Source organism: Brevibacterium sp. W7.2, from assembly GCF_018137945.1.
Taxonomy (GTDB): Bacteria; Actinomycetota; Actinomycetes; order Actinomycetales; family Brevibacteriaceae; genus Brevibacterium; species Brevibacterium sanguinis.
This window is the reverse complement of the sequence record NZ_CP073089.1, coordinates 379916-406175: the sequence shown is the minus strand read 5'-3', so window position 1 is coordinate 406175 and position 26260 is coordinate 379916. Positions and strand designations below refer to the sequence as shown.

Sequence of the window (26260 nt, the reverse complement as noted above, 5' to 3'; positions counted from 1 at the left end):
GGTCAGGGATGTGACCGTCGCTGCTCGGTGCCGCCTCGGCGCGGGCCGGGACGGGTCACGAGTCGCGTGGTGCTCACTTGCTCAGCAGCGCCAAGCGGAACTGGAACGCGGGGTCGAGGGTCTCCTCGACGCCCTTGACGTCCTTGCCAGACACGGCGATCTGGTTGCCCTGGAGCAGCGGCAGCGTCGGCAGCTGCTCGGAGAGCTGGTCCTGGATCGTGCCCAGCTCCTTCTCGCGTTCGGCCTTGTCGGCGGTCGACGCCTGATCCGTGAGCTCCTTGTTGATCTGGTCGTCACGGAAGTGGTTGGCGAGGAAGCTCGGCGTCTCATCCGTGTCGTAGAAGAACGGCACGAGGTAGTTGTCGGCGTCCGAGTAGTCGGGGAACCACCCGAGCTGGTACATCGGGTAGACGTCGGAGGTGCGGTCCTCGGAGTACTGGACCCATTCCGTCGACTGGAGGTTGACGTTGAACAGCCCGGTCTTGTCGAGCTGATCCTTGATGAGCGCGTACTCATCGCCCGAGGACGGACCGTAGTGGTCAGGGTTGTACTGGAGGTTGAGGTCGACGGGCGTCTGCACTCCCGCGTCCTCGAGAGCCTTCTTCGCCTTCTCGACGTCCGCTCCGCCCTGGCCGTCGCCGTACGCGGACTTGAGCGCCTCGTTCGCCCCCGGCAGCCCGTCGGGGACGAAGGAGTAGAGCGGGGTGTAGGTGTCCTTGTAGACCTGGCTCGCGATCGCCTGGCGGTCGATCGAGTCGGCCATCGCCTGGCGCACGGCCAGCGCCTTCTTCTCGTCGGGGTCGTCGGTCTTCGCACCGAAGGGCATCGTGTCCATGTTGTAGACGATGTAGCGGATCTCGCCGCCGGGGCCCTTGTGGACGGTGAGGTTCTCGTCCTTGCCGAGGTCCTCGATGTCGGTCGCCGACAGCGAGCGCCAGGCGACGTCGATCGTGCCCTTCTGGACGTCGAGCTTCATGTTGTTCGCGTCCGAGTAGTACCGCATCTGCACGCTGTCGGTCTTCGCCGGCTCGACGTAGCCCTGATAGTCCGGGTACGCCTTGTACGTGATGAGCTCGTTGAACTTGAAGCTGTCGATCGTGTAGGGACCCGAGAACGCCTCGGCGTCGACGATCTCCTGGTCCGGGGTGAGCGCGTCGGGCGAGAAGACGTCCTCGTCGACGATCGGTCCCGCCGCCGAGGCGAGCACGCCCGGCCAGGTCTGGTCGTTCTCCCGCTTGAGGTTGAACACGACCGTCTTGTCGTCGGGGGTCTCCACCGATTCGAGCCCGCCGAGGAGGGACGACGGTCCGTTGGGATCCTGGATCTTGAGCTGGCGGTCGAAGGAGAACTTCACATCAGAGGAGGTGAGGTCGTTGCCGTTGGCGTATTTGAGACCGTCCTTGAGCTTGACCTCGTACTTCGTCGGCTCGGTGAAGTCGGCCGATTCGGCGATCGAGGGGTTGAGCTCGGCGGTGCCGGGCTTGTAGGCGAGGATGAACGGATAGATCTGCTGCTCGACGAGCGAGGAGCCGTTGTCGTACGCTCCGGCCGGGTCGAGTGCGACCACTTTGTCAGTGGTGCCGACTGTCAGCGCGCTGCCGTCGCCGCCGGCGTCGCTGCCGGTGGTCGAGGTCGAGCATGCCGAGAGAAGCAGGGCGCCGGCGGCAGCGAGCGCTGCGGCCTTCACACCAGTTCGACGATTCATTGTGTTCCTGTCTTCCACGTGTGCTCTCCGTGTCGTCTTTGCTCGGAGAGATCCGGGTCACATCTTACGGATACCGTCCCAAATAGTGAACTGCCCCACAGAAAATGGTTGATGTCGAAACCATTTCGCAACCTCGCGATCCGCGGATCGACGGGCCTCACCGGCGAATTTGCGTCCCAGCTCACAATCGGCTTCACTTATGAGGTGGCTCACAGCCTAGCCACATCATTCTCTTGGGTAGGGTCCCTTGCGACGTGGCGCACCTGCTGCCCCCGCCGCCCCGGCACCCTCCGACGAAACAACGATTGGAAGAACGTGTCCGCAGTCATCGAATGGCTCAATGGGATCATCTGGTCATCCGCACTCGTGTACCTCTGCCTCGGTGCCGGTGTCTACTTCACCATCCGGTCCCGCGCCGTCCAGATCCGCAAGATCAAGTCGATCTTCACGCAGATGTTCCGGGGCAGGAGCTCCGAGGACGGCGTCTCGTCGTTCCAGGCGCTGTCGATGTCGCTGGCCGGACGCGTCGGCGTCGGCAACATCGCCGGCGTCGCCACGGCGATCGGCTTCGGCGGACCCGGTGCCGTCGTGTGGATGTGGATCTCCGCCCTCCTCGGCGCCTCGACCTCCTACGTCGAATCGACGCTGGGTCAGACATACAAGGAGAAGGACCCCAAGACCGGCGAGTACCGCGGCGGTCCGGCCTTCTACCTCGAGAAGGCCTACGAGTACACGCGCTTCGGGAAGTTCTTCAAGGTCTACGGCTTCGTCTTCGCCGCCGTCACGGTCCTCGCGATGTCGTTCCTCCTGCCCGGCGTCCAGTCGCGGGCCATCGGCGGTGCGGTGACGAACGCATGGAACCTGCCGACCTGGGTCACGGCGCTCGCCCTCGTCGTCATCATGGCCTTCATCGTCATCGGCGGCGTCAAGCGCATCGCGCACTTCGCGTCACTGGCCGTGCCGTTCATGGCCGTCATCTACATCCTCGCCGCGATCGCGGTGACCTTCCTCAACGCCGACCAGATCGTGCCCGTCATCGAGCTGATCTTCAAGTCCGCGTTCGGCATCGACACGAGCACGCAGGCGGCCTTCGGCGGCATCATGGGCCTCGCCGTCCAGTGGGGTGTCCAGCGCGGCATCTACTCCAACGAGGCCGGTCAGGGCACCGGTCCCCACGCCGCGGCCGCCGCCGAGGTGTCCCACCCGACCAAGCAGGGCCTCGTCCAGGCCGGTTCGGTCTACATCGACACCCTCTTCGTCTGCTCGGCCACGGCCTTCATGATCCTGTCGACCGGCATGTACCGCGTGCTCAGCCCCGAAGGCGAGATCATCGGCTCGGGTCGCGGGCAGCTCGTCGAGTCCCTCGAGACGACACCGGGCGAGGGCTGGCCGCAGTCGGGTCTCGACTCGATCTTCCCGGGCATCGGCGCGAGCTTCATCGCGATCTCGATCTTCCTCTTCGCGCTCACCACGATCGTCGCCTACTACTACATGGCGGAGACGAACCTCGTCTACCTGCTCGGCAAGTTCAAGAACCCCGTGTTCCTCACGATCGGCACCCGCGCCCTGCAGGTGCTCATCCTCATCGCCGTCGCGATCGGCGTGATGAACGACAACCCCGGTGATGCGTGGGCGCTCGGCGACATCGGCGTCGGCGCCATGGCGTGGCTCAACATCGTCGGCATCCTCATCCTCCAGCAGCCGGCCTTCAAGCTGCTGCGGGACTTCGAGCGGCAGCAGAAGCTCGGCCTCGACCCCGAGTTCGACCCCCAGGCCGTCGGCATCAGGAATGCGACGTTCTGGGAGGAGCGCTGGGCGCGGATGAAGGCCGGCGAGCAGGTGCCGCAGGGCTGAGTGCCGCGCGGTTCGGGGCACTGCACCGGCTGAATGCCCTGAACCGTGCGCACCGGCTGCCGGCACGAGACCGTGCGCTCCGGCTGCCGGCGCGAGACAGCCCACCTGTTGCAGGCGCGGCACTGAGACGACGAGGCCCGGGACAATGGCGTCCCGGGCCTCGTGCCGTCTCGACTCAGACGGCGGGCAGGTGCTGGGTGATGCAGTGGATCCCGCCGCCGTAGGCGAAGATGTCCCGCGCATCGACGCCGACGATCTCGCGCCCCGGGTACGCCTCGGCGAGCCGGTCGAGCGCGAGGGCATCGTTGGGGTCGTCGAAGGTGCACGCGATGACCGCCCCGTTGGTGACGAGGTGATTGACGTAGCTGTAGTCGGTCCACCCCTCCTCGTCGCGGACCCGCTCGGGAGCGTCGAGCTCGATCACCCTCCACGGCTGACCGTCACGCGCCGAGGCGGCGGCGAGGACCTCGTCGTAGACAGGACCGAGGTGGTGGTCGGGGTGACGGGGGTCCCGCTGCCGGTGGATGAGCACCGTGTGCTCGTCGGGCAGGGTCGCGACGATGTCGATGTGACCGCGGGTGCCGAAGCGCTGGGAGTCCCGGTGCAGCCCGCGCGGGAACCAGATCGTGCGGTCGACGCCGAGGGTGCGCCGCAGCTCCGCCTCGATCTCATCCCGTGACCAGCTCGGGTTGCGGAAGCGGTCGAGCTGGACGGTGTCGGTGACGAGCACGGTCCCGGCTCCGTCGACGTGGATCCCGCCGCCCTCGTTGACGAGCTCGGAGTCGACCACCTCGGCGCCGGCATGTGCGGCGACGATGCGACCGATCTCCCTGTCCTTGCCCCACCGCGCCCATTCCTGCTGACCCCACCCGTTGAACGTCCAGTCCACCGCGCCGAGGCGGCCGCCGTCGCCGATGACGAAGGTCGGTCCGATGTCACGCATCCACGCGTCGTCGAGCGGTGCGGTGAGCAGCTCGATGTCCGCGGTCAGCATCGCCTCGGCGGCGGCGCGGTCGTCAGGGTCGACGACCATCGTCACGGGCACGAAGTCCTGGGTCGCGTGGGCGACGGCCGTCCACGCCCGGCGGGCGTCCTCGGCATCGCCGAAGGACAGTCCGCGGGACGGGAACGCCATGTAGACGCGGTCGTGCGGGGCGGTCTCGCTCGGCATCCGCCAGCGCGGGCTCGAGTCGGCCGCGGGAGTTCCGGTCGCTGTCGTGGTCTCGGTGTTCGTCATCTCGTCATCCTTGGGGTGTCTGTGGGGTCGCCGTGCTGGTCGGCGGTGGGGTGGTCTCGCGGGTGGTTTTGCGTGCGGTCGCCGCGTCGAGGATGGAGGCGGCGCCGAGGCGGATGAGCCGCTGCGCCTCCGCGGTGTCGAGCTGGTCGCTCAGCCACCGTCCCGAGATCCCCTCGACGAGCACGGTGAGGAGGGTCGCGGTTTCGGCCACGACCGCCTCGGTGAGGCCGAGGGAGCGCAGGAGCGGGCCGAAGCGCTTCTCCCATTCCTCCGTCGTCGCGGCCAGCGGGCCGCGGAGTTCGGCTTCGAAGACGGCGATCGCGCGGATCTCGTTCCAGACGACGGAGTCCCCGCGGAGGCCGGCGGCGTCACCGACCTCGCCGACGAGCTGGTCGATGATGATGTCGACGTCGTCGCCACCGGTCGCCGGGTGGAGCACGCGCTCTTCGACGGCCTGGTTGACGGAGTCGATCGTGGCCGTGAGCAGGCCTGCGCGGTCCTCGAAGTGGTAGTAGACGAGTCCGAGGGAGACGCCGGCCCGTTTCGCGACGTTCTGCACCCGCAGCCCGCGCACTCCGTTCTCAGCGATCTCCTCGCGGGTGGCTTCGAGGATCCGCGCGCTTGCATCCGGTTTCGCCATGGTCGGCCCCGCCTCTCTCATCGGCGCGCCTCCTCGGCGAGCGCCGGTACGTCGTCGTCGACACCAGTCTCCGGCCACACCCGCAGCGCACACAAATAGAGTCCCCCGCCGACGATCATCGAGACCGGCAGGCTGATGTCCACGCCCCCGGCGACGTCGGCCAGCGGTGCCGCATAGAGCTCGTTCTGCACGGTGAGGAGGCCGGCGCTCGCGCCGACGAGGAACGGGATGACCGCCCGCAGGTTCCAGCCGCGGGAGAACCAGTACCGTCCGCCGCTCAGCCCGAACCCGAACCGCTGGAGGGCGACCGGGTCGTAGCGGCCCCGGCGGGCGACGAGGAAGCCGATGCCGTTGATGACGACCCACGTTCCGGCGAACGCGTTGAGCACGACGGTCATCGCGGTGATCGAGGAGATCGCGTCGGCGGCGATGACGCCGAGGTACATGACGACGACGGCGATGCCCGAGGTGATGAGCGTCGTCTGGGTCCGCGTGAGGCGGGGAATGATCGATTCGAGGTCGAGTCCGCTGGCGTAGATGTTGATGACGCCCTGACCGAAGCCGCCGAAGACGGCGAGCACGAGCAGCGGGACGAGGTACCAGGTCGGGGCCGCGGCGACGAGATCGGCGACATAGGACTCCGAGAGCACCGGGAACGTCGAGGCGGTGAACGCGCCGAAGACCGCGGTTGCGAAGAGGCCGGTGAAGATCCCCGCCGAGGCGGCCAGAGCCACCTGCCGGTCGCTGAATCTCCGCGGAGAGATCCGCCGCGTGTAGTCGCCGACCGACGGCGCATAGGAGAGGGGACCGCCGATCGAGATCGTCACCGCGAAGAGCCACGTCGGCCAGAAGTCGCCGAGGAGGTAGTCGGCGGCCGGCGCCGCGGGGTCGAATCCGGGAGCGTAGGCGAGGACACCGAGGCAGAGCAGGATCCCGGCGACGGGGATGATGACCTTCTGCAGGGCGACGATCGTCCCATGTCCGAAGAGGGCGATGAGCACGACCTCGACGGCGATGATCGCGTAGCCGATGAGGAACGCCGTGTCGTTCTGCGCGGTCCCGAAGAGGCGGTGCGCTCCGGCGACGAGCGCCTCCCCGGAGGTCCACACGGCGATCGCCGCATAGGCGATGGCGAAGAGGAGCGTCAGCGTCGACCCGAGCAGGCGCCCGCGCATCCCGAAGTGGGCGCCGCTCGAGACGGGATTGTTCGTGCCCGTACGGGTGCCCAGCAGCGTCATCGGCACCATGAGTCCGAGCCCGATGACGAGACCGACGGCGCTCGAGGCGACCGCCTGCCAGAAGCTGAGCCCGAAGGAGATCGGCAGCCACCCGAAGATCACCACGGACAGGGCGAGGTTGCCGCCGACGAAGACGCGGAAGAGGTTTCCCGGCGTCGATCGGCGCGCCGCGATCGGCACGAAGTCGACGCCTGCGCGTTCGACGCGACCGAACCGGTCCGCCTTCCCTCCCACGTCGCGGGCTGCGCCCGGGGTCTGCGCACGTCGTTGTGCTGAGTTCGCCATCTCACTCCTTTGGAAACGTCGTCGTGTCGGCTATCGTAATACTGACTGAATTTTCAGTCAATGAATAACATCGCCATTGAGACCGGGAGCAATGATGACCCCAGTGCCGCCGACCATCACGATCGCCGAACTCCGCGCACAGCTGACTGCGGGCGCGATCTCCGCCGCAGAGCTGCTGGATGTCCACCTCGCCCGCATCGCGGCCGATCCCGCCCTCAATGCCGTCGTCGTCGACAACCCGGCGGCCCATGCCGCGGCCGCGGAGTCCGACCGCAGGCTCGCCGACGGCACAGCCCGCCCTCTCGAGGGAATCCCCTTCACCGTCAAGGACTCGTTCATGGTCGCCGGCCTCACGGTCGCCGCAGGATCCCCGGCGTTCGCCGACCTCGAAGCCCGGTGGGATGCGTTCTCAGTCGCGCGCCTCCGCGCGGCGGGCGCGGTGCTCATCGGCAAGACGACGATGCCGCCGCTCGCCGACGGGGGCATGCAGCGCGGTCTCTACGGGCGTGCGGAGAGCCCCTTCAACCGGGACTTCCTCGCCGCCGCCTACGCCTCAGGGTCGTCGAACGGCTCGGGCGTCGCCGTGGCCGCCTCACTCTGCCAGTTCGGCCTCGGGGAGGAGACCGTGTCGTCGGGCCGCAGCCCCGCCTCGAACAACGGCATCGTCGCCTACACCCCCTCGCGCGGACTCATCTCCCTGCGCGGGAACTGGCCGCTGTTCCCCACTCGCGACGTCGTCGTCCCGCACACGAAGTCCGTCACCGACCTCCTCGAGGTGCTCAACGTCCTCGTCGCCGACGATCCCGAGACGCGCGGGGACTTCTGGCGACTCCAGACCGCCGTCCCGCTGCCGCGACCGAGCGAGTGGCGCCCCGCGGACTTCCGGGCCATCGGCCGGCCCGGCATGCTCGCCGGGGCGCGGCTCGCGGCCCCTCGCCGCTACCTCGGCGCGGATTCCCTCATCGAGGTCCACCCCGACGTGCGCGCCCTGTGGGAGGACACGCGGGCGCGTCTCGAAGCGGCAGGGGCGACGGTCGTCGAGACCGATTTCCCACTCATCGACGAGTACGAGGGCACGAGTCCGACCCATGAGAGGCTCGCCGAGGCGGCCGACCTCCCCCGCGGCTGGATGGAGCACGAATTCACCACCCTGCCCGCCTTCGGCTGGGACGACTTCCTCCGCGCGAACGGGGATCCGGCACTGGACAGCCTCGTCAAGGCCGACCCCGCCCTGCTCTTCCCGCTGCCGGCCGGTACGCTGCCCGATCGCTATCCGGAGGTCGCCGACAACCTCAATCGCTACGACGACATCGTCGCCGTCGCCCGCGCCCACCCCTCCGGCATCGACGTCACTGCGATCCCCGGGTTCGCCGAGGCGCTCGGGGAGCTCGAGGACCTCCGCGTCCGGCTGCTCGAGGACTGGCTCGACGATGAGGGCTTCGACGCCGTCGTCTTCCCCGCGAACGCGGACGTCGGAGGTGCCGACGCCGATCGCGATCCCGCCTCGGCTGACCTCGCGTGGCGCAACGGAACGCACTACTCGAACGGCAACCTCGCGCTGCGCCATCTCGGGGTGCCCACGGTGACGACGTCGATGGGAACGATGGCGTCGACGGGGATGCCGGTTGGCGTCACGTTCGCCGGCGCCGCCTACACGGATGCGACGCTGCTCGGCCTGGCATGGGACTTCGAGCGGGTGCGGGGTCCGCGCCCGCTGCCGCCGATCGACGAGCACTGGGAGTTCGCCGCCGGAACCGAGCCGACCGCCTGAGTTCCGGAGTTTCGGAAAACCTTTTCCATTTCTATCTCAAATGCTGACGTGTCTGTGTGTTTTCTCCGCATGTGCGGATAGATTGACCCAATGAAGAAGAGACTGATTGCCATGTGCACTGCCGCACTGCTCACCCTCAGCGCCTGCTCGACCGGGGCCTCCGGGTCCGACTCGCAGACCGACTCCGCAGAGCCGACGACGCTCACCGTCTTCGCCGCCGCCTCGCTGACCGAGGTCTTCGACGAGATCGCCGCCGAGTACAAGAAGGCGGAGCCCAACGTCGATGTGACGTTCTCCTTCGCCGGCTCCTCCGATCTCGTCTCGCAGATCACCGAAGGTGCGCCCGCCGATGTCATCGCCACCGCGGATGAGAAGACGATGAACGATCTCGAGAGCGCCGAGCTCCTCGCCGGGACGCCGGAGATCTTCGCGTCGAACACGCTCACGCTCGCCGTGGCCCCCGGCAATCCGAAGAACATCGCGAGCTCGCAGGACTTCGCCGGCAACGACCTCGTCGTCTGCGCACCCCAGGTCCCCTGCGGTGCGGCCACGCAGAAGTGGGCGGATCAGAACGGCGTGACGCTCGATCCCGCCAGTGAGGAGAACTCGGTCACCGACGTCCTCGGCAAGGTGAGCGCGGGTCAGGCCGACGCCGGCATCGTCTACGTCACCGATGTCGCCCGCTCCGACGGTTCGGTCGACCAGGTCGACCTCGACGGTGCGGACAAGGTCGTCAACCAGTACCCCGCGGCCACGGTGAAGGCGAGTGAGAACCAGGAGCAGGCCGACGCCTTCGTCAGGTTCCTCACGTCGGACACGGCTGTCGCGATGCTCAAGGATGCCGGCTTCTCGACCCCGTAGGCCGGTGGCACCCCGGGCCACGCGCACCGCTCGCCTCCCGGCGCGCCGGCTCCCGGCACGCCACCTCCAGCACACCGCTCCCCCAGCACACCGAAGGGCCCCGCTTCGCACAATGACGAAGCGAGGCCCTTCGGTCTGTTGCGGCTAGCGCGTGTGCCGCGGCTGGCGCAGCAGGCGGTCACTCGCGCGATCACTCGACCGCTGAATCGCCGTTGCCCGGCTCCAGCGCCCGGCGCTCAGCGCCGCGCGGGCCCGGCGCCGGGTGTCATCACTTGGCGCTCGTGCCCGCCGAGCCGAGGTTCTCGCACGCTTCGACGACGCGCGCGGCCATGCCCGCCTCGGCGGCCTTGCCGTACGACCGGGGATCGTATTCCTTCTTGTTGCCGACCTCGCCGTCGATCTTGAGCACGCCGTCGTAGTGGCGGAACATGTGATCGGCGACGGGACGGGTGAACGCGTACTGGGTGTCGGTGTCGACGTTCATCTTCACGACTCCGTGGCGGACCGCCTCGGCGATCTCCTCTGCACTCGATCCCGAGCCGCCGTGGAAGACGAGGTCGAAGGGCTTGTCCTTGCCGACCTCCTTGCCGACGGCGGCCTGGATCTCGCCGAGGAGCTCGGGACGGAGCTTGACGTTGCCGGGCTTGTAGACGCCGTGGACGTTGCCGAAGGTGAGCGCCGTGAGGTAGCGGCCCTTCTCCCCCGAGCCGAGCGCGCGCACCGTGGCCAGACCGTCCTCGACGGTGGTGTAGAGCTGCTCGTTGATCTCGTTCTCGACGCCGTCCTCTTCGCCGCCGACGACGCCGACCTCGATCTCGAGGATGACATTGGCGGCCGCCGCCAGGCCGAGCAGCTCCTCGGCGAGGGTGAGGTTCTCATCGAGCGGCACGGCCGATCCGTCCCACATGTGCGACTGGAAGTAGGGCTGGCCACCCGACTTGACGCGTTCGGTCGAGGCTTCGAGGAGGGGCTTGACCCAGGCTTCGACGGCGTCCTTGGGGGCGTGGTCGGTGTGGAGGGCGATGTTGACGTCGTAGCTCTTGGCGACTTCGTTGGCGAACGCGGAGAACGCTATCGCCCCGCGCACGCGGTCCTTGATCGTCGGGCCGGAGATGTACTCCGCACCGCCGGTCGAGAGCTGGATGATGCCGTCGGATCCCGCCTCGGCGAATCCGCGGATCGCCGCGTTGATCGTCTGCGAGGACGTGCAGTTGATCGCCGGATAGGCGAATCCCTGGGCCTTCGCCCGGTCGATCATCTCGGCGTACACATCGGGGCTGGCAATGGGCATGTGGGCTCCTTGGTCGGTCCGGTGGCGGTCGTGTGCCTCCACCCTACTCGGTTCTCCCCAGGCGACTGAAGCACATCCGCCGACCTGCTCGCCGTAGGTCGTGCCCGCCCCCGACCGCCCGATCGCGTCGAGTGGCTCGCCGCCGTGTGGCGCCGGGCGGCTCGCCCCGCATTCGCGCCGGGCGACCGGCCCCCGCAGTGTGCCGAGCACGTTTGCGCCAGTTGAAGCTGAGATGGCCAGTTCCCGTATTGGCCATCTCAGGCTCAACTGGCGCAAACCGGAGTGGAGGCCGGCATCGTGGTCGAGCTCCGCGGGTTACCGGCGCCCGCGGGCCGACGCGGGACGCCTCCTGGCGGTCGGGCGCCCGTCGTCGGCAGACCGTCGTCTCCGCGGAAGCTTCCGCTGCAGCTCACCCTGGTTTCCAGGGCTCACGTCATGACATGAGCCGCCGAAACCAGGGTGAGCCCCACCAGGACCCTCGCCGAGGCGGTCGCCGGGTCGTCCGACTCCTGCCGGTTTCGGATCGTTCGCGCAGACGAGAACGGCGGCCATGTGAGGAATCCACATGGCCGCCGCTGCGGTCCGGTGACCGGGCCGAGGCATCTCGGCAGAACACCGTGTCCGGTGGAGGGCCGAGCCGTTTCGCGCCGGAAGCCCAGCCACTCAACCGGACGCCGAACCCGATGACAGGCCCCGACCACTCAGTCGAGTGCCGGGCCCCGCCGCTCGGGGGTCGGTTCCCGAAACCGGGTTCTACTCGAGGCCGTCGCGTCCGGACTGGTCGCGTTCGGAGCCGTCCCGACCAGGACTGTCCTTGCGCAGGCTGAACTTCCGCCCGGTGTCCTTGCCGGACCCGCCGTCACGTGCCCCACCAGAGCGTGCCCCGCCGTCACGTGCCCCACCAGAGCGCGCCCCACCGGAGCGCGGGTCGTCCTTGCGGACGACCTTCTCGTCCTTGCGCACGACCTTCTCGCGCTGACGCTCGATGAGCCCCTTGCTGCGGGTGATCTGGTAGTCGATGCGCTCATCGACGATGTCGCCGAGGTACTCGTCGAAGTCATCGGCGAGGTGCTCGCCGACGGCCCGGTAGGCCGCCGCGCGCTCGATCGCCGCGGTGCGCTTCGCTTCCTTCCCGAACGCCTTGAGCGTCGAGATGCACACGAGGATGAGGATGATGCTGAACGGCAGCGCTGTGATCAGCGACCCCGCTTGCAGCGCGGTGAGTCCACCGGCGGTGAGCAGCGCGATCGCGAGCGCACCCTCGAGCAGCGCCCAGAGCACACGCGACCAGATCGGCGGGTTCGGGTGACCGCCGGAGGCGAGCATGTCGACGACGAGCGAACCGGAGTCCGAGGACGTGATGAAGAAGATCGCCACGAGGATGATCGCGATGACCGAGAGGATCGAGCCCAGCGGCAGATCGCCGAGGACGTCGAAGAGCACACGCTCGGCGACAACGCCCTCCTCCGGGTCGACGAGGTCACCGGCACCGAAGAGCTGGCGGAAGATGCCGGTGCCGCCCATGACGGAGAACCAGAAGAACCCGACGAGCGAGGGCACGAGGAGGACGCCGGCGATGAACTCGCGCACGGTGCGACCACGCGAGATGCGGGCGATGAAGACACCGACGAACGGCGCCCACGAGATCCACCAGCCCCAGTAGAAGAGGGTCCACGACGCGTTCCACTCGGCACCCTCCTCACCGGTGTAGGCGCCGATGTCGAAGGTCATGCCGAGCACGTTGGCGAGGTAGACGCCGAGGGATTCGACGAAGTTCTGGAAGAGGAAGAGCGTGGGTCCGAACACGAGCACGGTGACGAGCAGGACGCCCGCCATCGTCAGGTTGATGTTCGACAGCCACTTGATGCCCGCGCCCACACCGGAGACCACCGAGGTGGTGGCGAGCAGCGTGATGATGACGATGAGGATGATGAGGAAGAGGTTGTCGTACTCACCGACGACGCCGATGTGCGCGAGTCCCGCCGAGATCTGCTGCACGCCGAGGCCGAGCGAGGTCGCGATGCCGAAGACGGTGCCGAAGATCGCGATGACGTCGATCGTGTCACCGGCCCAGCCCTTGACGTAGCGGCCGAGCAGCGGTTCGAGCGCCCAGCGGATCGACAGCGGGCGACCGCGGCGGTGGATCGCGTAGGCGAGCGCCATGCCGAGCACGGCGTAGAGCGCCCACGGGTGCAGACCCCAGTGGACGAAGGTCTGAGCCATGCCCAGCTGGGCGTTCTCGACCTCGTTGCCGCCCCATCCGGGCTTCGGTCCGGTCGTGGCGTAGGTGAGCGGTTCGGCGACACCGTAGAAGACGAGGCCGATGCCCATGCCGGCGGCGAAGAGCATGGCGAACCAGGAGAGGACGCCGAATTCGGGTTCGTCCTCATCCTTGCCGAGCTTGATCCGGCCGTACTTCGAGACGCCGACGAAGATCGCGAAGGCGACGAAGGCGCCGACGACGAGCATGTAGTACCAGCCGAGGTCGGCGACGATCCAGGCCTGGATGTCGAGGATGACCTGCCCCGCGCTGTCGGGGAAGAGCACCGAGAGCCCGGCGACGGCGACGATGACGATGAGGGCGGGCCAGAAGACGCGCGGGGCGATCATGCCCCGGCCGATCTTCACGCCCTGGCGGCGCAGCTTCTCCGTGATCGCGTCGTCGGAGTCGTCCTCGCCGATGTGGAGTCGATCGGGCAGGTGGAGCCGCACCGGATCGGGGGCTCCGAAGAGGTAGTGAGCCTGCTCTTCGGGCGGGATCGCGGTGCCCTGGGAGTCCGCGCCGGGCGCCGCCTCCGCGTCGTGACGGGCGGTTTCGGCACCGTCTCCGCCTGGCGGATCCCCCGCCGCTGTGGCTTTGTCCGCTTGAGAATCAGTCATGATTTCCTTCGCATCGAGTGCACTTAACCGACTTTCTACCTTGCCGGAATCCTGAGGGAACATCAACCGAACTCTCACCCAATGAACAATCTCGGACCTGGGAATTCAGTACAGTGACGTCATGCACTCACCTCCGCGAACCCCTGTCAGCTCGCGCATCGGCGTCTTCAGCTGGGCGCTGTGGGACTGGGGTTCGGCGTCGTTCAATGCCGTCATCATCACATTCGTCTTCACCCCGTACCTGACGAAGGCGGTGGCGAGCAGCGAGGAGTCCGGCTCCGCGGCGCTCGGCTGGTCGATGGCCGCCGCCGGACTCGTCATCGCCCTCGTCGCCCCGGCCGTCGGCACCCGCGCCGATGCCGGCGGGCGGCACAAGCTCTGGCTCGGCGTCCACACGGGAATCGTCATCGTGACGATGGCCGGTCTCTTCTTCGTCCGCGACTCCCCCGCCTATCTGTGGCTGGGTCTGCTCCTCATCGCCGTGGGCAGCGTCTTCTTCGAATTCGCCGAGGTGGCCTACAACGGCATCATGGTCCGCATCACGACCCCCGACAACGTCGGCAAGGTCTCCGGCTTCGGCTGGGGCATGGGCTATGCGGGAGGGCTCGTGCTCCTCGTCCTCCTCCTCGTCCTCGTCATCCAGCCCGAGGTCGGCCTCTTCGGCGCCACCGACGAGGACGGCCTGCGCTTCCGCATCGTCGCAGTGCTCTCGGCCGTGTGGTTCGCGGTCTTCGCGATCCCGGTCCTCGTCACCGCCCCGGGCGCGAAGGTCACGGGCACCTCGGGCGGCCATCCGATCAGGGCGTTCATCGCCGACTACGCATCCCTCGTCCGCCGCCTCGTGCGGATGTGGAAGCACGAGCATCAGACGCTGCGCTTCTTCATCGCCTCGGCGATCTTCCGCGACGGGCTCGCCGCGATCTTCGCGTTCGCCGGGGTGCTCGCGGCCGGCAGCTACGGCTTCTCGGCCACGCAGATCATCATCCTCGGCGTCGCGGCGAACATTGCGGCCGGCGCCGGAGCGATGATCGCCGGGCTCTTCGACGACCGCTTCGGCCCCAAACCCGTGATCATCACCGGGCTCATCGTCATCATCGCCGGCGGAGTGCCGATCCTTCTCACCGACGACCCGGCCGTGTTCTGGGTGTGCGCGCTCGTCCTCAGCTTCTGCGTCGGCCCCGTCCAGGCCTCGTCGCGGTCGTTCCTCGCCCGCCTCACCCCGCCCGAGCGCGCCGGCGAGAACTTCGGCCTCTACGCGACGACCGGCCGGGCCGTGAGCTTCCTCGGCCCGGCGATGTTCGCGCTCTTCATCTCCCTGCTCGGATATCAGCGTGCGGGCACGCTCGGCATCATCATCGTCCTCATCATCGGCCTCGCCCTCATCATCGCGGTGAAGTCGGACGCGCCGCAGCGGTCGATGGCGGCGATGGCGAAGGAGTGAGTCCCGCCGAGGCGGCTGCCCGTTCCGCACCCGACCGCACCGAGGCGGCTGCCCGTTCCGTACCCGTCCCCGCCGAGGCGGGAGGTCGTCAGCGTTCGGCGAGGAGGTCGTCGATCTGCCCGATCGCCGCCGTGGCACCCTCGACGACACCCATCTCGAGGACCGTCTTCAGGCCTTCGGCGGTGTCGAAGACCGAGGTGTAGACGGCCTTCGTGCCGTCGCCGTCGGCGGTGAACGTGTAGGTGTTCGCGCTGCCGGGCAGGGACTGCGCGATGTCGAAGTTCTCATCGGCGAAGTAGTCGCGGAAGGAGAAGCTCACGGGCGCGTCGACGGCGGTGACCTCCCAGAGGCCGTAGTACTTCTCCCCCTCGGGTCCGGTCATGTAGTAGGTGACCCGACCGCCGGGGACGAGGTCGTGGTCGACGACGGTGGCCGGATGCGTCGGCGGTCCCCACACCTTCTCGAGCTGCCGGGGATCGGCGTAGACTTCCCAGACCCTCTCTGGCGGGGCGGCGAACTGCGCGACCATCGTCAGGGTCTTCGTGTCCTCGTTGTGGCTGGTCTCCGTCACCGGCATGACTGCTCCTTCGTCATTGAATCCGTTTATCCCTCCGCGCCCGGGCGGGGCAGAGGCGTCGTGTCCGCGTCGTCGGCGGCGAGCAGGGCATCGATGCGCTCGACGCGGTCCCGCCATTGGAGTTCGAGATCGCCGAGGAGGTCGCGCACGGTGCGGATCGCGCCGACATCGGCCCGGGTGACCTGGCGACGTCCGCTGCGCTCCTTCGTCACGAGACCCGCCCGCTCGAGCACGGCGACGTGCTTCTGCACGGCGGCGAAGCTCATGTCGTAGTCCTCGGCGAGTTCGGACACGGACAGTCCGTCGACGAGGACACGGCGGACGATGTCGCGCCGCGTCCGATCCGCCAACGCCTGGAACATCGCGTCGACATCGTCGTCGAGTCGGGCTGTCATGCCCACATCCTACAACCGAACGGTTGTACGTCAAGGGGTGTGCGCGCACCGCATCGCTCGATCACCCCGCAAACGATGCCCCCGAGGTGGATCCGGCTCGATTTCAGCGGAATCATCGAGCCGGATCCACCTCGCGGAGGGCGGCGCGGCTGCCCGGCGACCAGGCGCAGCCCGTCGACAGCGGCCCGCCGACGCCCCTCTCCGGAGGCGGACCCGACCGCCGGGCTCACCGCGCTGCAGAAAAATTCACCGTCACCCTGTTGACGCCTCGATTGAACACGCGTTTAATATTAAACATGCGTTCAACCACTCCGCGGGACGAGCCCTCCCGCTCCCCCAACTCCTCACCCGAGACGGCTGAGAGGATCCTCGACGCCGCGGTCGGCGAGTTCGCCGCCCACGGCTTCGCGAAGGCGACCGTGCGCGGCATCGCCGCCGCCGCCGGCGTCTCCCCGGGCCTCGTCATCCACCATTTCGGGTCGAAGGAGGGACTGCGCACCGCGTGCGACGACCACGTCTTCGATCTCATCACCGAGAAGAAGGTCGAGAACGCCGGGTACGCGGTCATGGCCGTGCAGATGATGTTCGACGATCCGGCGATGTCGACGGCCGTCGACTACCTGCTCAAGTCGCTGCTCGATCCGAGTGAGCACGGGCAGCGGTACTTCGACCACTACGTCGACCTCGTCGAGTCCTACATCGTCGAGGGCTTCGCCGGCTACGAATTCCGGCAGAGCGAGGACACCCGCGGGCAGGCCGCGATGCTCGCCGTCATGGCTCTGGCCCCGGCGATGCTCAGCCGGCGCCTCGAGGCGAACCTCGGCACCGCGGACGTCGCCTCGACGATGACGCGGCTCGCCCCGCACCTGCTCGACCTCTACTGGAACGGGGTGCTCGCCTCGGCGCCGGAGCAGAGTCCCGCCCCACCGGGCACCGCACAGGCAGGCACCGACGCGGCGCACGACGGGGCACCGGAAACCCCGCCGGGCACCGCCCCACCGACCGGCACCGCCCCACCGACCGACGACACGCCACCTGAGGCCCCACCCCATACCAGCACCACTTCATCACGCACCCAGGGAGATGACGCATCATGACCGCTGACACGAGCACCGTAGACACGAGCACTGCACACGAGACCACGACCTCGACCGCCTCGGCGGCCATCGAGATGACCGACGTCGTCAAGACCTACGGTCGCGTCCGCGCCCTCGACGGGCTCACCCTCTCCGTCGCCCGCGGGGAGGTCCACGGCTTCCTCGGACCCAACGGCGCGGGCAAGTCGACGACGATCCGGATCCTCCTGGGGATCCTGCGCTCGGATGCGGGACGGATCAGCCTCCTCGGCGACAATCCGTGGTCGCATGCGGTGTCCCTGCACCGGCGGCTCGCCTACGTTCCCGGCGACGTCGAACTGTGGCCGGGGCTGACCGGAGGCGAGGCGATCGACCTGTTCTCCCGGCTGCGCGGCGGGGTCGACACGGCCAAGCGCGACGAGCTCATCGAGCGCTTCGACCTAGACCCGCGGAAGAAGGGACGGACGTACTCGAAGGGCAACCGGCAGAAGGTCGCGCTCATCTCCGCACTCGCCTCGAACGTCGAGCTGCTCCTCCTCGACGAGCCGACGGCCGGGCTCGATCCGCTCATGGAAGCCGTCTTCCAGGAGTGCATCCGCGAGGCGAAGGACCAGGGGCGCACGGTGCTGCTCTCGAGCCACATCCTCGCGCAGGTCGAAGCGCTCGCCGATCGGGTCTCGATCATCCGCGCCGGCAGGATCGTCGAGACCGGGGCGCTCGCCGACCTGCGCCACCTCTCACGGACGACGGTGACCGTCCAGGTCGAAAAGGACATCCCCGAGCTCACGACGATGACCGGGGTCCACGACCTCGTCCGCGAAGGACCGCAGCTGCACTTCAGCGCCGACACCGCGCAGCTGCCGGGGATCATGCGGGCCCTGGGCGACCACGACATCCGGTCGCTGACGGCCACGCCGCCCACCCTCGAACAGCTCCTGCTGCGCCACTACGGATCGGAGAACCGGTGATGAACACGCACACGGCGACAACGGCCCGGACCCGCGACGGCGACACCCGCCTGCTCACCTCGGCGCCTCCCGGCACCCACGGCAGGCATGCGGCAGCAGAGGGACACCGGGACCACCCGGCCCACCGGGCCGAGCGGGGCACGAATCTCACCGGGCTCGGCACCCTGTTGCGCTTCATGCTCCGCCGTGACCGCTGGCGCCTGCCGCTGTGGGTGCTCGGCCTCTCGGCGATGGCCGCGTACTTCTCGAACGCGATCGCCCTCGTCCTCGACGGCAGCTCGCTCGAGGCGATGACGGTCTTCGCGAAGAACCCCGTCATGGGCCTCATCACGGGACCCGGTTACGGCTTCGACGACATCACCGTGCCCCGCTTCATCGTCGGGATGTACGGCGTCTTCCTCATGCTCGGGGCCGCGCTCATGTCGATCCTCACGATCTCCCGCCACACCCGCAGCGAGGAGCAGACCGGCCGGGCCGAACTCGTCCGCGCCGACGTCACCGGACGCCACACGCAGCTCATCGCCGCGCTTGTCCTCACGCTGGGGATGAACGTCCTCGTCGCCCTCGGCACGACGCTCGCATTCTTCTACTCCGAGGCCGCACCCCGCCCGTTCTCCTCCGCCCTGCTCTTCGGGGCGAGCATCGGCGCGGTCGGCTGGGTGTTCGCCGGGGTCGCCGCGGTGACCGCGCAGCTCTCCGCGTTCGCACGCGCCTGCTCGGGCATCGCCGGGGCGATCCTCGCGGTGTTCTTCATCGTCCGCGGGCTCGGCGACATGTCCGCCGTCCAGGGCGGGGACCTCGACTGGCTGTCGTGGCTGTCCCCGCTGGGCTGGGCGCAGCAGACGGCGCCGTTCACGCTCGACCGCTGGTGGCCGCTGCTGCTCGGCGTCGGCCTGCTCTTCGTCCTCGTCCCGGTCGCCCTCGTCCTCCAGTCGCAGCGCGACCTCGCCGCAGGCATCCTGCCCGATCGACTCGGTCGCCCGACCGCCTCGGCGGCCCTGTCCTCCCCGTTCGCCCTCGCCCTGCGCCTCCAGCGCTCGAGCCTGCTCTGGTGGTCGCTCGGCGTCCTCATCATGGGCGTCGTCTTCGGCTCGTTCACCTCGGCGATGGCCGACGGCGCGGACGGCATGCCGCCGGAGATCCTGGCAATCATGGGCGGAGCCGACGGCATCGTCGACGGCTACCTCGGGTTCATGGGCCTCTACTTCGCGATCATCGTCGCCGTCTTCGCGCTCATCTCCGCCGGCGGCCTGCGGGCCGAGGAGCAGGGGTTCCGCACCGAGCCCGTGCTCGCCACCGGGGTCAGCCGGCCGGGCTGGATGCTCGCGTGGGCGAGCGTGTCGTTTCTCGGCGCGCTCCTGCTCATGGCGCTCGGCGGCTTCGGCGAGGGCTTCGGGGCCGCGGCCTCGACCGGCGACTGGGATCTGCTCGGTCCCACCTTCGTCGGCCACCTCGCGCAGACCCCGGCGATCTGGGCGCTGCTCGGCATCGCCTTCCTGACCTACGGCATCGTCCCGCGGGCCATGGGCATCGGGTGGATCGTCTTCGCCGCCTCCGCGGTCCTCGCGTTCTTCGGCACGATGCTCCAGCTCGACGAGGCGATCCTCGACCTGTCCGTGTTCGTCCACATCGGGCAGTACCCGTCGGTCGACCTCGAACCGGCGGCGATCGCGTGGCTGACCGCGGGAGGTGTCGTCCTCACCCTCATCGGTGCGCTGGGCTTCCGCCGCCGCAACCTCATCACCGCATGATTCCCCTCGCCGAGGCGGGACGTCGTCACAGCCTGACGACGTCCCGCCTCGGCGGGCTGTCTCCGCGCGACCTTGGTGCGCGACCGCGGCGCGCGCGGCGGTCACGGCGGGAGGAAGCCGAGCGCCCCAGCCCGGGTGATCGCCTCGGCGCGGCCGGAGACGCCGAACTTGCGGTAGAGGGCCGAGAGCCGGTTCTTCACCGTCCCCGGCACCTGGTGGAGCTCCGCGGAGATCTGGGCGATCGAGCGGTCGGTGGCGAGGAGATCGAGCAGGTGGGCTTCGGCCTTGCTCAGCTGCGGCATCGACACCTCGGACACCGACACGGCACCGACCTCGCGCAGCCGCGTGAGGAGCTGGGCGCGCCCGGTGTCGGCGAACGCTCGGAACACCGGCTCCCACGCCGGGTCGCCGGCGCTGAGGTCGAGGAGTCGGGCGCGGTCGGTCCGGGGCAGCCAGGCCAACGGCAGCAGGGAGCTGACGAGCGCGGTGAGCCCGAGGGCCGTGCGGAACTCGTCGCGCGCCTCGGCGTCGCGGCCCAGCCGAGCCTGCGCCGCCGCGCGGATCGCGGCGAGCTCGGCTCGCCCGGTGGGGGTGAGCATCGGGTGGTAGAACCACGCCTCGACCTGGGCGATCGCGGATTCGCTGCGCCCGGCGACGAGTTCGACGCGCACGCTGCCGACGACGCGGGCGGCGGAGTCCGGCGACATCTGCTCGAGTTCGACCTCGGCCCACCGCAGCTGACCGAGCGCGGTGAAGACGGCGCTGCGACTGCCGGACACGAGGTCGCGGCTGAGCCGGGGCAGCGTGGCGGCGCGGTCGTCGAGGTCGTCGTGGGCGACGTCGTCGTTGGCGATGATGAGGTCGGCTGGGGTGCGGGCGGCGAGCACGGCCAGGCGCCGACCGATGACGGGGATCCAGATCCGCAGGCCCATCCCGTCCGGTGCCCGGTCGACGTCGGCGAGGCAGTCCGCGGCGAGGTCGAGGTCGAGGCGGTCGAGGGCGCGCAGGGCCGTGGCGATGCGCCACGGCGAGCGCACGACGTCGTCGACGAGGGTCGGCCGCGGCGCCGTCCGGGCCAGTCGCGCCAGCAGCGCGTCGGTGCGCTCGTGGTCCCCGGCGACCGCTGAGGCCAGCGCCGACCACGCGACGGCGGCGGGCACGAGGTAGTCGCCGTCGACGTGGCGCGGGGCGGCCTGGACCTCGACGTCGTGGAGGATCGCCCGGGCGCGGGCGACGTCCCCGTCGTGGAAGGCGCAGATCGCGGCCACGAGACGGATGGTCAGCTGGGCGCGTCTGGCACCGGGCCGGATGCGCGCCGACAGGCCGAGGTCGGCGGCCTCGCTGTGGCGTCCGGCGGCGACGAGGGCCGACATGTCCCGCAGCACGGACCCCGGCCCCACCTCGGTGGCGATCGCCGCAGGCTGCGGCGGCGGGGCGGTATCGGGCACGGCGAGGAAGCAGAGCTCGCGGAGTCGGCCGGTCCGCGTCTCCCCGATGAGCGCCTCCTGCAGTCGCTGCCGGTCGAAGTCTCCGCCGAGGAGGTCGATGATGTCCTCGGCGATGCGGGCCATGAGGGCGAGGTCGGGTTCGACCGTCATCGCCTCGGGCGGGAGTCCGCCGTAGGCGGCGCAGGCGGCCTGCGGGGCGAGGAGGAACATCGGCAGTCCGACGGAATCGGCGAGCCGGACGAGCACGTCCCAGTGCCGGGCGCGGCGGGCGAGGTCGAGGACGTCGGCGAGCACCTGCGCATCGATCGCCTCGGCGGTCTCGAGATGGTCGACGAGAGCGGGGACGAGATAGGTGAGGAGGCCGGACGCCTCGCTCCCGGCATCTGCGGCGGCCGCGCTGCGGCGCAGGCTCGCGGCGAGGAGGACGGGCACCCGCAGGAGTCGCCGGCCGCCGTCGGCTCCGGCATCGGCGACGACACCCGACATGCGCAGGCGCATGAGCACGCCCTCGGGGTCAGGGGGACCGGATCCCAAGTCGGCCGGCGGGGGCACGGAGGCGAGCGCGAAGAGGGCAGTCCGTTCGGTGAATGCGCCGAGGTGGGACAGCACCGTCGCGACCCAGAGGTCCTCGGCGGAGAGGCCGAGGTCGAGCGGCGGCGCCTGAGCAGCGACGTAGTCGGCGAAGCTGCGGGAGGTGGGATCGACGGAGTGGTCGACGCGGGCGGCGGCAGCGGCCGCGATCCGCCCGAGCGCGAGGCACCCGGCGCTCGCGGCGAACAGCTCGGCCGCGAACTCGTCAGGATCGAGACCGAGTTCGCGGGCGAAGCCGGCGATCTCGGCCGCCCGGCCCGTCGGCGCGGGCCCGCCGGCCGGGCCGCCGGCCTCGGCGGGGTCGGTACCGGGGACCATCTTCTCCAGACCTCCACCTCGGCGGGGAACCACCGCGCTGAGTTGATCGATGAACATCTCGCAGCCTCTCCTCGATCTGCGTCGCCAGCGGGGAGCTCACCCGTGGGCGGAACCGCTGCTGTGGAACCAGTCTGGGGGACGCGCCCGCCTGAGGCCGCCGTCGCGGGGCCGGCCTGCGGGAAGCCGTCAGGGTTGTGCGGGTCGGCGAAAGAGTCCGCGGGAGCCATGGAGTCGGGCAGCGGGCCTCCCTACGCTTGAGGATCATGCACACGGTTCGCACGATCGCGACAGATGACTACTGGAGATTCCTCGAGCGCACGGGGGACGCCAGCTATCAGCAGACCCCCGAATGGAGTCGCGCCCGCAGCACCGACTGGGAGCACGAGCCCGTGGGCTGGTTCGCCGGCGGTCACAAGCCGGTCGCGGCGGCGGTCATCAGGTACCGGCGGATGCCCGGCAGCCGCCTGCGGTTCGCCTACATCCCCCAGGGCCCGCTCATCGACTGGGCCTCCCCGGAGGTCGACGAGCAGCTCTCCGCGCTGACGACGCACCTGCGCGCCCGCCGCGTCTTCGGTGTGCGCATCACTCCCCCGCTCACCGTGCGGCGGTGGGATTCGGCGACCGTGCGCGCGGGCCTCGCCGATGCCGCGGTCCGCCGCTTCTCCGACCTCCCGCCCGATGCCGTCGACGCGTCGGCCCTGGAGGTGACCGAGCTGCTGGCCCGGCGCGGGTGGCGGCCGATCGTCGGCGACCCCGACACCGAGGCGAGTCAGCCGCGGCTGAACTTCCACCTGCGCTTCGACGACGGCACCGAGGAGACGGCGCTGAAGAAGATGTCGAAGACGTGGCGGAAGAACATCCGCAAGGCCGCGCGCGCCGAGGTGGACGTCCGTCCGGGAGGTCGCGACGACCTCGGCGAGGTCCATCGTCTCTTCGTCGAGACGGCCGAGCGCAACGGCTTCGACCCGCAGCCGCGCGAGTATTTCGAGGCGATCTGGGAGACGATGGGCGAGGCCTTCCCCGGGGAGTTCGCCCTCCATATCGCCCGTCACGACGGGGACGCGGTCGCGGCGAACGCCACCGCGCGGATCGGCGGCCGGGTCCAGGGGGTCCTCGCCGCGACGAGTGCGGTGCGCCCGGAGGCCCGAGGGTCGAACGCGGTGTACTGGGCGATCATCCGCCGGGCCGTGGCTGACGGCGCGCAGCTTCTCGACCTCGGCGGAGTCGAGGACACCCTCGACGCCGGGGACCATGCGTCCGGTCTCATCCGCTTCAAGGCGGAGATGGGCGCCGATGCCCACGAGTACATCGGCGCATGGGACCTGCCGCTGCGGTCCGCCGTCTACCGCGCCTTCACGACGGTGCTGCCGCTGCGCGCCCGCCTGCGGGCGCTCCGGCCGACGACCGCACGCGCACTGACGACCGCACGCGCACTGCGGAGTCCCGCAAAGCCGCTCCGGAGCGAGACCGAGAGGCGGGCATCGCCAGTAGCATCCCGATAAGCGGGGTATGCACCGCCTCCGCCTTCCACCGACAGGACACCCGATATGCCGAAAGCCTCGCTGCTGTTCGTGACTGTCGGCAACATCGCGACGGCCGCCGCGCAGTGGTACCTCGTGTGGCTCTTCGCCCGCCAGGACGGACCCGCCGCGGTCGGCCAGTATTCGACCCTCATCGCCGCCCTCACGCCGGTGTTCATCCTCTCCCAGCTGGGCCTGCGCAACCTCTATCTCACCCTGCAGGCACGGGTGCGCTGGGGCGTCTACCTCGGTGTGCGGATCTGCAGCGCCGCCCTGGCCGCCGGGATCGGCCTCCTCGTGCTCGGACTCGTCGTCTCCGAACTCTCCTGGCCGATGGCGGCCGCCGTGCTCGTCATCAAACTGTGCGACACGATCGCCGACCTCTTCTTCGCCCGCCTGCAGAGGGCCGAACGACTCCGGGCCTTCGGGCTCATCCTCATCGGCAGCGCCGTCGTCACCGCCGTCACCGTCACACTCGTCATGGCTGTCACGGGGTCCGTGGTCAGTGCCCTGTGGGGTGTTGCCGGAACCGCGCTGCTCGTCGCCGTCGTCACCGCCGTCCTCGGGCAGCGCGCCCCGGCCCCCGAACGCGCCGCGGACTCCGGCCCGCCGGCGGACGCCGCATCCACCGGCACCGAGGTGCGCACCCTCCTCACCGCGGGACTGCCGCTGTCGCTCATGCAGGGGATCTACTCGCTGACGTCCTACGCCCCGCTCGGCGTCGTCGCGCTCTTCGGGGCCGCCGACGACGTCGGACGGTACGCCTCGGCGGCGTATCTCGTCGTCTTCGCGAACCTCGTCGGAGCGTCCGTCGAGACCGTGATGCTGCCCGTCTACCGCCGTCTCCACGAGGACCCCGCGGCACCGCCCCTGGTACGGACGTCCCTGGTGCGGGGCGGGATCATCATGGCAGCGCTCAGTCCTCTCATCATCGTCGCCCTCGTCCTCGGCAGTCCGCTGCTCGTTGCCGTCTACGGTGAGGCGTTCGCCCTGTCGGCACCGGCGATCGGCATGCTCGCCCTCGCCGCGGTCATCACCGTGCCCACGTACCTGCTGTCGGCGACGCTGCTCGTGCTCAACCGGTACTGGGCGACGACCTTCGTCGGTGCGTTCTCGGTCGCCGTCGCACTGCTCAGCGGCGGGATCGCCGGAGCCGCCGGAATGCCGGCGGTGGAAGCCGGGTGCCTCGCGCTGCTGTGCGGTTCGGTCGGCCGCTATGCCGGTGAGCTGGTCCTCGCGTGGCGGCCCGCGCGCCCTGCCCGCCGCCTCGACCCGGTCGCGGACCCGGTGCCGAGCCAGGGCGGCAGCCGCTGAGGGTCACCGGTCGACGAGGACGTCGAACGACCCGAAGTACACCGCCCACAGGGTGAACGCGACGAGCAGGCCGAGTCGGACGACGGGGGCGGCCGTCCCGCGGTAGGCGAGGAAGGGGATCGACACGACGGCGGGCACGAGCGACCACGAGTACGCGGCGAGGCGGTCGCTGAAGAAGACGAATCCCATGAGCAGGAAGTACCCGTTGAGGAGGATGAAGGCGTTGAGCAGCTTCGGATACCACTCGGGCAGCACCGTGAGCTTCTTGAAGGCGACATAGGACACGGCCAGCGGGCCCGCGCTGAAGAGCCAGAAGCTCGGACGGTTCGTGCCGCCGGTGTATTCCGCGGCCAGTGAGGGATCGGAGTAGACGTCGACCTGCTCGACGCTCGCGCCGAGCGGCCCGGCCAGGCGCTCGTTCATCCCCGTGAAGTAGGCGGCGGAGAGGATCACCCACGCGCCGAGGAGGATGTCGGTGCGCATGCGGATGAGTCGGATGAGGACGATGATGAGCGCCGCGGGAATGGCCGACCAGTGGAAGAGGAGACCGACCCCGACGAGGAGGATGATCCACACGGCCCTGGCGCCGCGCAGCACGAGGGCCAGGGCGAGGAAGAGGAACGAGATCGACAGCCCCTGCCGGAGCAGGAAGCTCGAATAGTCCATGAAGAAGCCGAAGCAGAAGGTCACGTAGAGTACGACGGCCGTCTGCCACCCGGAGCCGAGGACGAGCCACAGGGTCGCGGCGAGCATGATCCCGCAGAAGGCCGCCGCGACGACGAAGTAGACGCGGGCATCATGGGTGAAGAGACCGACGATCCAGTTGAACAGCAGGTACGCCGGCTCCCTGCCGTCGGCGACGGTGTCAGCGAAGATCTCGTCCGGAGACGCGAAGCTCATCGACTCGAACTCGAGGGCGTACCGGTTCTTGTCGACGACGTCGTAGTTCGCCGCCGAGGCGGCCAGCACCGTGATCGTCACGAGCGAGAGGATCGGGAACAGAGCGTTGCTCCAGTGCCGGAACTTCGAGGCCTCCCCGACGACGCAGAAGCCGACGATCCACAGGGTGGCGAGCACGAACCACGAGACGAGGAACATC

The 26260-nt window shown here is 69.3% G+C and carries 19 protein-coding genes; 9 read left to right on the top strand and 10 right to left on the bottom strand.

The features are described 5' to 3' along the window. Positions 1-73 precede the first annotated feature (73 nt). Positions 74-1705: an ABC transporter substrate-binding protein gene (locus J9315_RS01765; protein ID WP_198499825.1), complete on the bottom strand. Its 1632-nt coding sequence runs from the start codon at positions 1703-1705 to the stop codon at positions 74-76. A 315-nt stretch (positions 1706-2020) separates the two neighbouring features. Between J9315_RS01765 and J9315_RS01760 the strand changes: the two genes are divergently transcribed. After that, positions 2021-3559 (top strand): alanine/glycine:cation symporter family protein, encoded by a 1539-nt coding sequence (locus J9315_RS01760; RefSeq protein WP_198499826.1) that lies wholly within the window; start codon positions 2021-2023, stop codon positions 3557-3559. Between the two features lie 175 nt (positions 3560-3734). On the opposite strand, the gene J9315_RS01755 is transcribed toward J9315_RS01760, so the two are convergent. Genes J9315_RS01755 through J9315_RS01745 form a run of 3 tightly spaced genes read right to left on the bottom strand, consistent with a single transcriptional unit; the run spans position 3735 to position 6959 of the window. Continuing rightward, positions 3735-4796: an agmatine deiminase family protein gene (locus tag J9315_RS01755; RefSeq protein ID WP_232623735.1), complete on the bottom strand. Its 1062-nt coding sequence runs from the start codon at positions 4794-4796 to the stop codon at positions 3735-3737. A gap of 4 nt (positions 4797-4800) precedes the next feature. Continuing rightward, positions 4801-5436 carry a TetR/AcrR family transcriptional regulator gene (locus J9315_RS01750; protein WP_198499827.1) on the bottom strand — a complete coding sequence of 212 codons (636 nt, stop codon included), beginning with the start codon at positions 5434-5436 and terminating at the stop codon, positions 4801-4803. A 17-nt stretch (positions 5437-5453) separates the two neighbouring features. Beyond that, entirely contained in the window at positions 5454-6959 is a 1506-nt protein-coding gene (locus tag J9315_RS01745; protein WP_198499828.1) for a cytosine permease, read from the bottom strand. Between the two features lie 103 nt (positions 6960-7062). On the opposite strand from J9315_RS01745, the gene J9315_RS01740 reads away from it, so the two are divergent. Together J9315_RS01740 and modA are read left to right on the top strand one after the other, a co-directional pair. After that, complete coding sequence (locus J9315_RS01740) at positions 7063-8730, top strand: amidase (protein ID WP_232623736.1); 1668 nt, start codon at positions 7063-7065, stop codon at positions 8728-8730. A 111-nt stretch (positions 8731-8841) separates the two neighbouring features. Further along, positions 8842-9591, top strand: coding sequence for a molybdate ABC transporter substrate-binding protein (gene modA, locus J9315_RS01735; RefSeq protein ID WP_249120994.1), 750 nt, complete (start codon positions 8842-8844; stop codon positions 9589-9591). A gap of 268 nt (positions 9592-9859) precedes the next feature. On the opposite strand, the gene fbaA is transcribed toward modA, so the two are convergent. Continuing rightward, entirely contained in the window at positions 9860-10882 is a 1023-nt protein-coding gene (fbaA, locus tag J9315_RS01730) for a class II fructose-bisphosphate aldolase (RefSeq protein ID WP_198499831.1), read from the bottom strand. Positions 10883-11635: 753 nt separating this feature from the next. Further along, positions 11636-13762: a BCCT family transporter gene (locus tag J9315_RS01725; RefSeq protein ID WP_232623737.1), complete on the bottom strand. Its 2127-nt coding sequence runs from the start codon at positions 13760-13762 to the stop codon at positions 11636-11638. Between the two features lie 121 nt (positions 13763-13883). Here J9315_RS01725 and J9315_RS01720 point away from each other — a divergent pair, with 121 nt between their 5' ends. Next, positions 13884-15203, top strand: a complete 1320-nt coding sequence (locus J9315_RS01720) for an MFS transporter (RefSeq protein ID WP_198499832.1) — start codon at positions 13884-13886, stop codon at positions 15201-15203. An 88-nt stretch (positions 15204-15291) separates the two neighbouring features. On the opposite strand, the gene J9315_RS01715 is transcribed toward J9315_RS01720, so the two are convergent. Continuing rightward, positions 15292-15780, bottom strand: coding sequence for an SRPBCC domain-containing protein (locus J9315_RS01715; RefSeq protein ID WP_198499833.1), 489 nt, complete (start codon positions 15778-15780; stop codon positions 15292-15294). 26 nt (positions 15781-15806) lie between these two features. Beyond that, on the bottom strand, positions 15807-16175 hold the full coding sequence (locus J9315_RS01710; RefSeq protein ID WP_198499834.1) for a metalloregulator ArsR/SmtB family transcription factor: 369 nt from the start codon (positions 16173-16175) through the stop codon (positions 15807-15809). A gap of 296 nt (positions 16176-16471) precedes the next feature. Here J9315_RS01710 and J9315_RS01705 point away from each other — a divergent pair, with 296 nt between their 5' ends. Genes J9315_RS01705 through J9315_RS01695 form a run of 3 tightly spaced genes read left to right on the top strand, consistent with a single transcriptional unit; the run spans position 16472 to position 19970 of the window. Further along, positions 16472-17272, top strand: coding sequence for a TetR/AcrR family transcriptional regulator (locus J9315_RS01705; RefSeq protein ID WP_198499835.1), 801 nt, complete (start codon positions 16472-16474; stop codon positions 17270-17272). Next, positions 17269-18219: an ABC transporter ATP-binding protein gene (locus J9315_RS01700; protein ID WP_198499836.1), complete on the top strand. Its 951-nt coding sequence runs from the start codon at positions 17269-17271 to the stop codon at positions 18217-18219. Before J9315_RS01705 ends, J9315_RS01700 begins: the two co-directional genes overlap by 4 nt. After that, positions 18219-19970: an ABC transporter permease gene (locus J9315_RS01695; RefSeq protein WP_232623738.1), complete on the top strand. Its 1752-nt coding sequence runs from the start codon at positions 18219-18221 to the stop codon at positions 19968-19970. Before J9315_RS01700 ends, J9315_RS01695 begins: the two co-directional genes overlap by 1 nt. A 101-nt stretch (positions 19971-20071) precedes the next feature. On the opposite strand, the gene J9315_RS01690 is transcribed toward J9315_RS01695, so the two are convergent. Next, a complete protein-coding gene (locus tag J9315_RS01690) occupies positions 20072-22384 on the bottom strand; it encodes a helix-turn-helix transcriptional regulator (protein WP_211978691.1) in 2313 nt (770 codons plus the stop codon). 206 nt (positions 22385-22590) lie between these two features. Between J9315_RS01690 and J9315_RS01685 the strand changes: the two genes are divergently transcribed. Then, positions 22591-23829 carry a peptidoglycan bridge formation glycyltransferase FemA/FemB family protein gene (locus tag J9315_RS01685; protein WP_211978690.1) on the top strand — a complete coding sequence of 413 codons (1239 nt, stop codon included), beginning with the start codon at positions 22591-22593 and terminating at the stop codon, positions 23827-23829. Between the two features lie 45 nt (positions 23830-23874). Further along, complete coding sequence (locus J9315_RS01680; protein ID WP_211978689.1) at positions 23875-25161, top strand: hypothetical protein; 1287 nt, start codon at positions 23875-23877, stop codon at positions 25159-25161. Between the two features lie 3 nt (positions 25162-25164). Here the strand turns inward: J9315_RS01680 and J9315_RS01675 are convergent, their stop codons facing one another. Beyond that, a complete protein-coding gene (locus J9315_RS01675) occupies positions 25165-26259 on the bottom strand; it encodes an EpsG family protein (protein ID WP_211978688.1) in 1095 nt (364 codons plus the stop codon). Position 26260 lies beyond the last annotated feature (1 nt).

Bases quoted from the DNA above. Each gene is read 5' to 3' on its own strand.
- J9315_RS01765 (WP_198499825.1), bottom strand. From the start codon at position 1,705: ATGAATCGTCGAACTGGTGTGAAGGCCGCAGCGCTCGCTGCCGCCGGC.
- J9315_RS01755 (WP_232623735.1), bottom strand. From the start codon at position 4,796: ATGACGAACACCGAGACCACGACAGCGACCGGAACTCCCGCGGCCGAC.
- J9315_RS01750 (WP_198499827.1), bottom strand. From the start codon at position 5,436: ATGGCGAAACCGGATGCAAGCGCGCGGATCCTCGAAGCCACCCGCGAG.
- J9315_RS01745 (WP_198499828.1), bottom strand. From the start codon at position 6,959: ATGGCGAACTCAGCACAACGACGTGCGCAGACCCCGGGCGCAGCCCGC.
- modA (WP_249120994.1), top strand. From the start codon at position 8,842: ATGTGCACTGCCGCACTGCTCACCCTCAGCGCCTGCTCGACCGGGGCC.
- fbaA (WP_198499831.1), bottom strand. From the start codon at position 10,882: ATGCCCATTGCCAGCCCCGATGTGTACGCCGAGATGATCGACCGGGCG.
- J9315_RS01725 (WP_232623737.1), bottom strand. From the start codon at position 13,762: ATGACTGATTCTCAAGCGGACAAAGCCACAGCGGCGGGGGATCCGCCA.
- J9315_RS01720 (WP_198499832.1), top strand. From the start codon at position 13,884: ATGCACTCACCTCCGCGAACCCCTGTCAGCTCGCGCATCGGCGTCTTC.
- J9315_RS01715 (WP_198499833.1), bottom strand. From the start codon at position 15,780: ATGCCGGTGACGGAGACCAGCCACAACGAGGACACGAAGACCCTGACG.
- J9315_RS01710 (WP_198499834.1), bottom strand. From the start codon at position 16,175: ATGACAGCCCGACTCGACGACGATGTCGACGCGATGTTCCAGGCGTTG.
- J9315_RS01705 (WP_198499835.1), top strand. From the start codon at position 16,472: ATGCGTTCAACCACTCCGCGGGACGAGCCCTCCCGCTCCCCCAACTCC.
- J9315_RS01700 (WP_198499836.1), top strand. From the start codon at position 17,269: ATGACCGCTGACACGAGCACCGTAGACACGAGCACTGCACACGAGACC.
- J9315_RS01695 (WP_232623738.1), top strand. From the start codon at position 18,219: ATGAACACGCACACGGCGACAACGGCCCGGACCCGCGACGGCGACACC.
- J9315_RS01690 (WP_211978691.1), bottom strand. From the start codon at position 22,384: ATGTTCATCGATCAACTCAGCGCGGTGGTTCCCCGCCGAGGTGGAGGT.
- J9315_RS01685 (WP_211978690.1), top strand. From the start codon at position 22,591: ATGCACACGGTTCGCACGATCGCGACAGATGACTACTGGAGATTCCTC.
- J9315_RS01680 (WP_211978689.1), top strand. From the start codon at position 23,875: ATGCCGAAAGCCTCGCTGCTGTTCGTGACTGTCGGCAACATCGCGACG.
- J9315_RS01675 (WP_211978688.1), bottom strand. From the start codon at position 26,259: ATGTTCCTCGTCTCGTGGTTCGTGCTCGCCACCCTGTGGATCGTCGGC.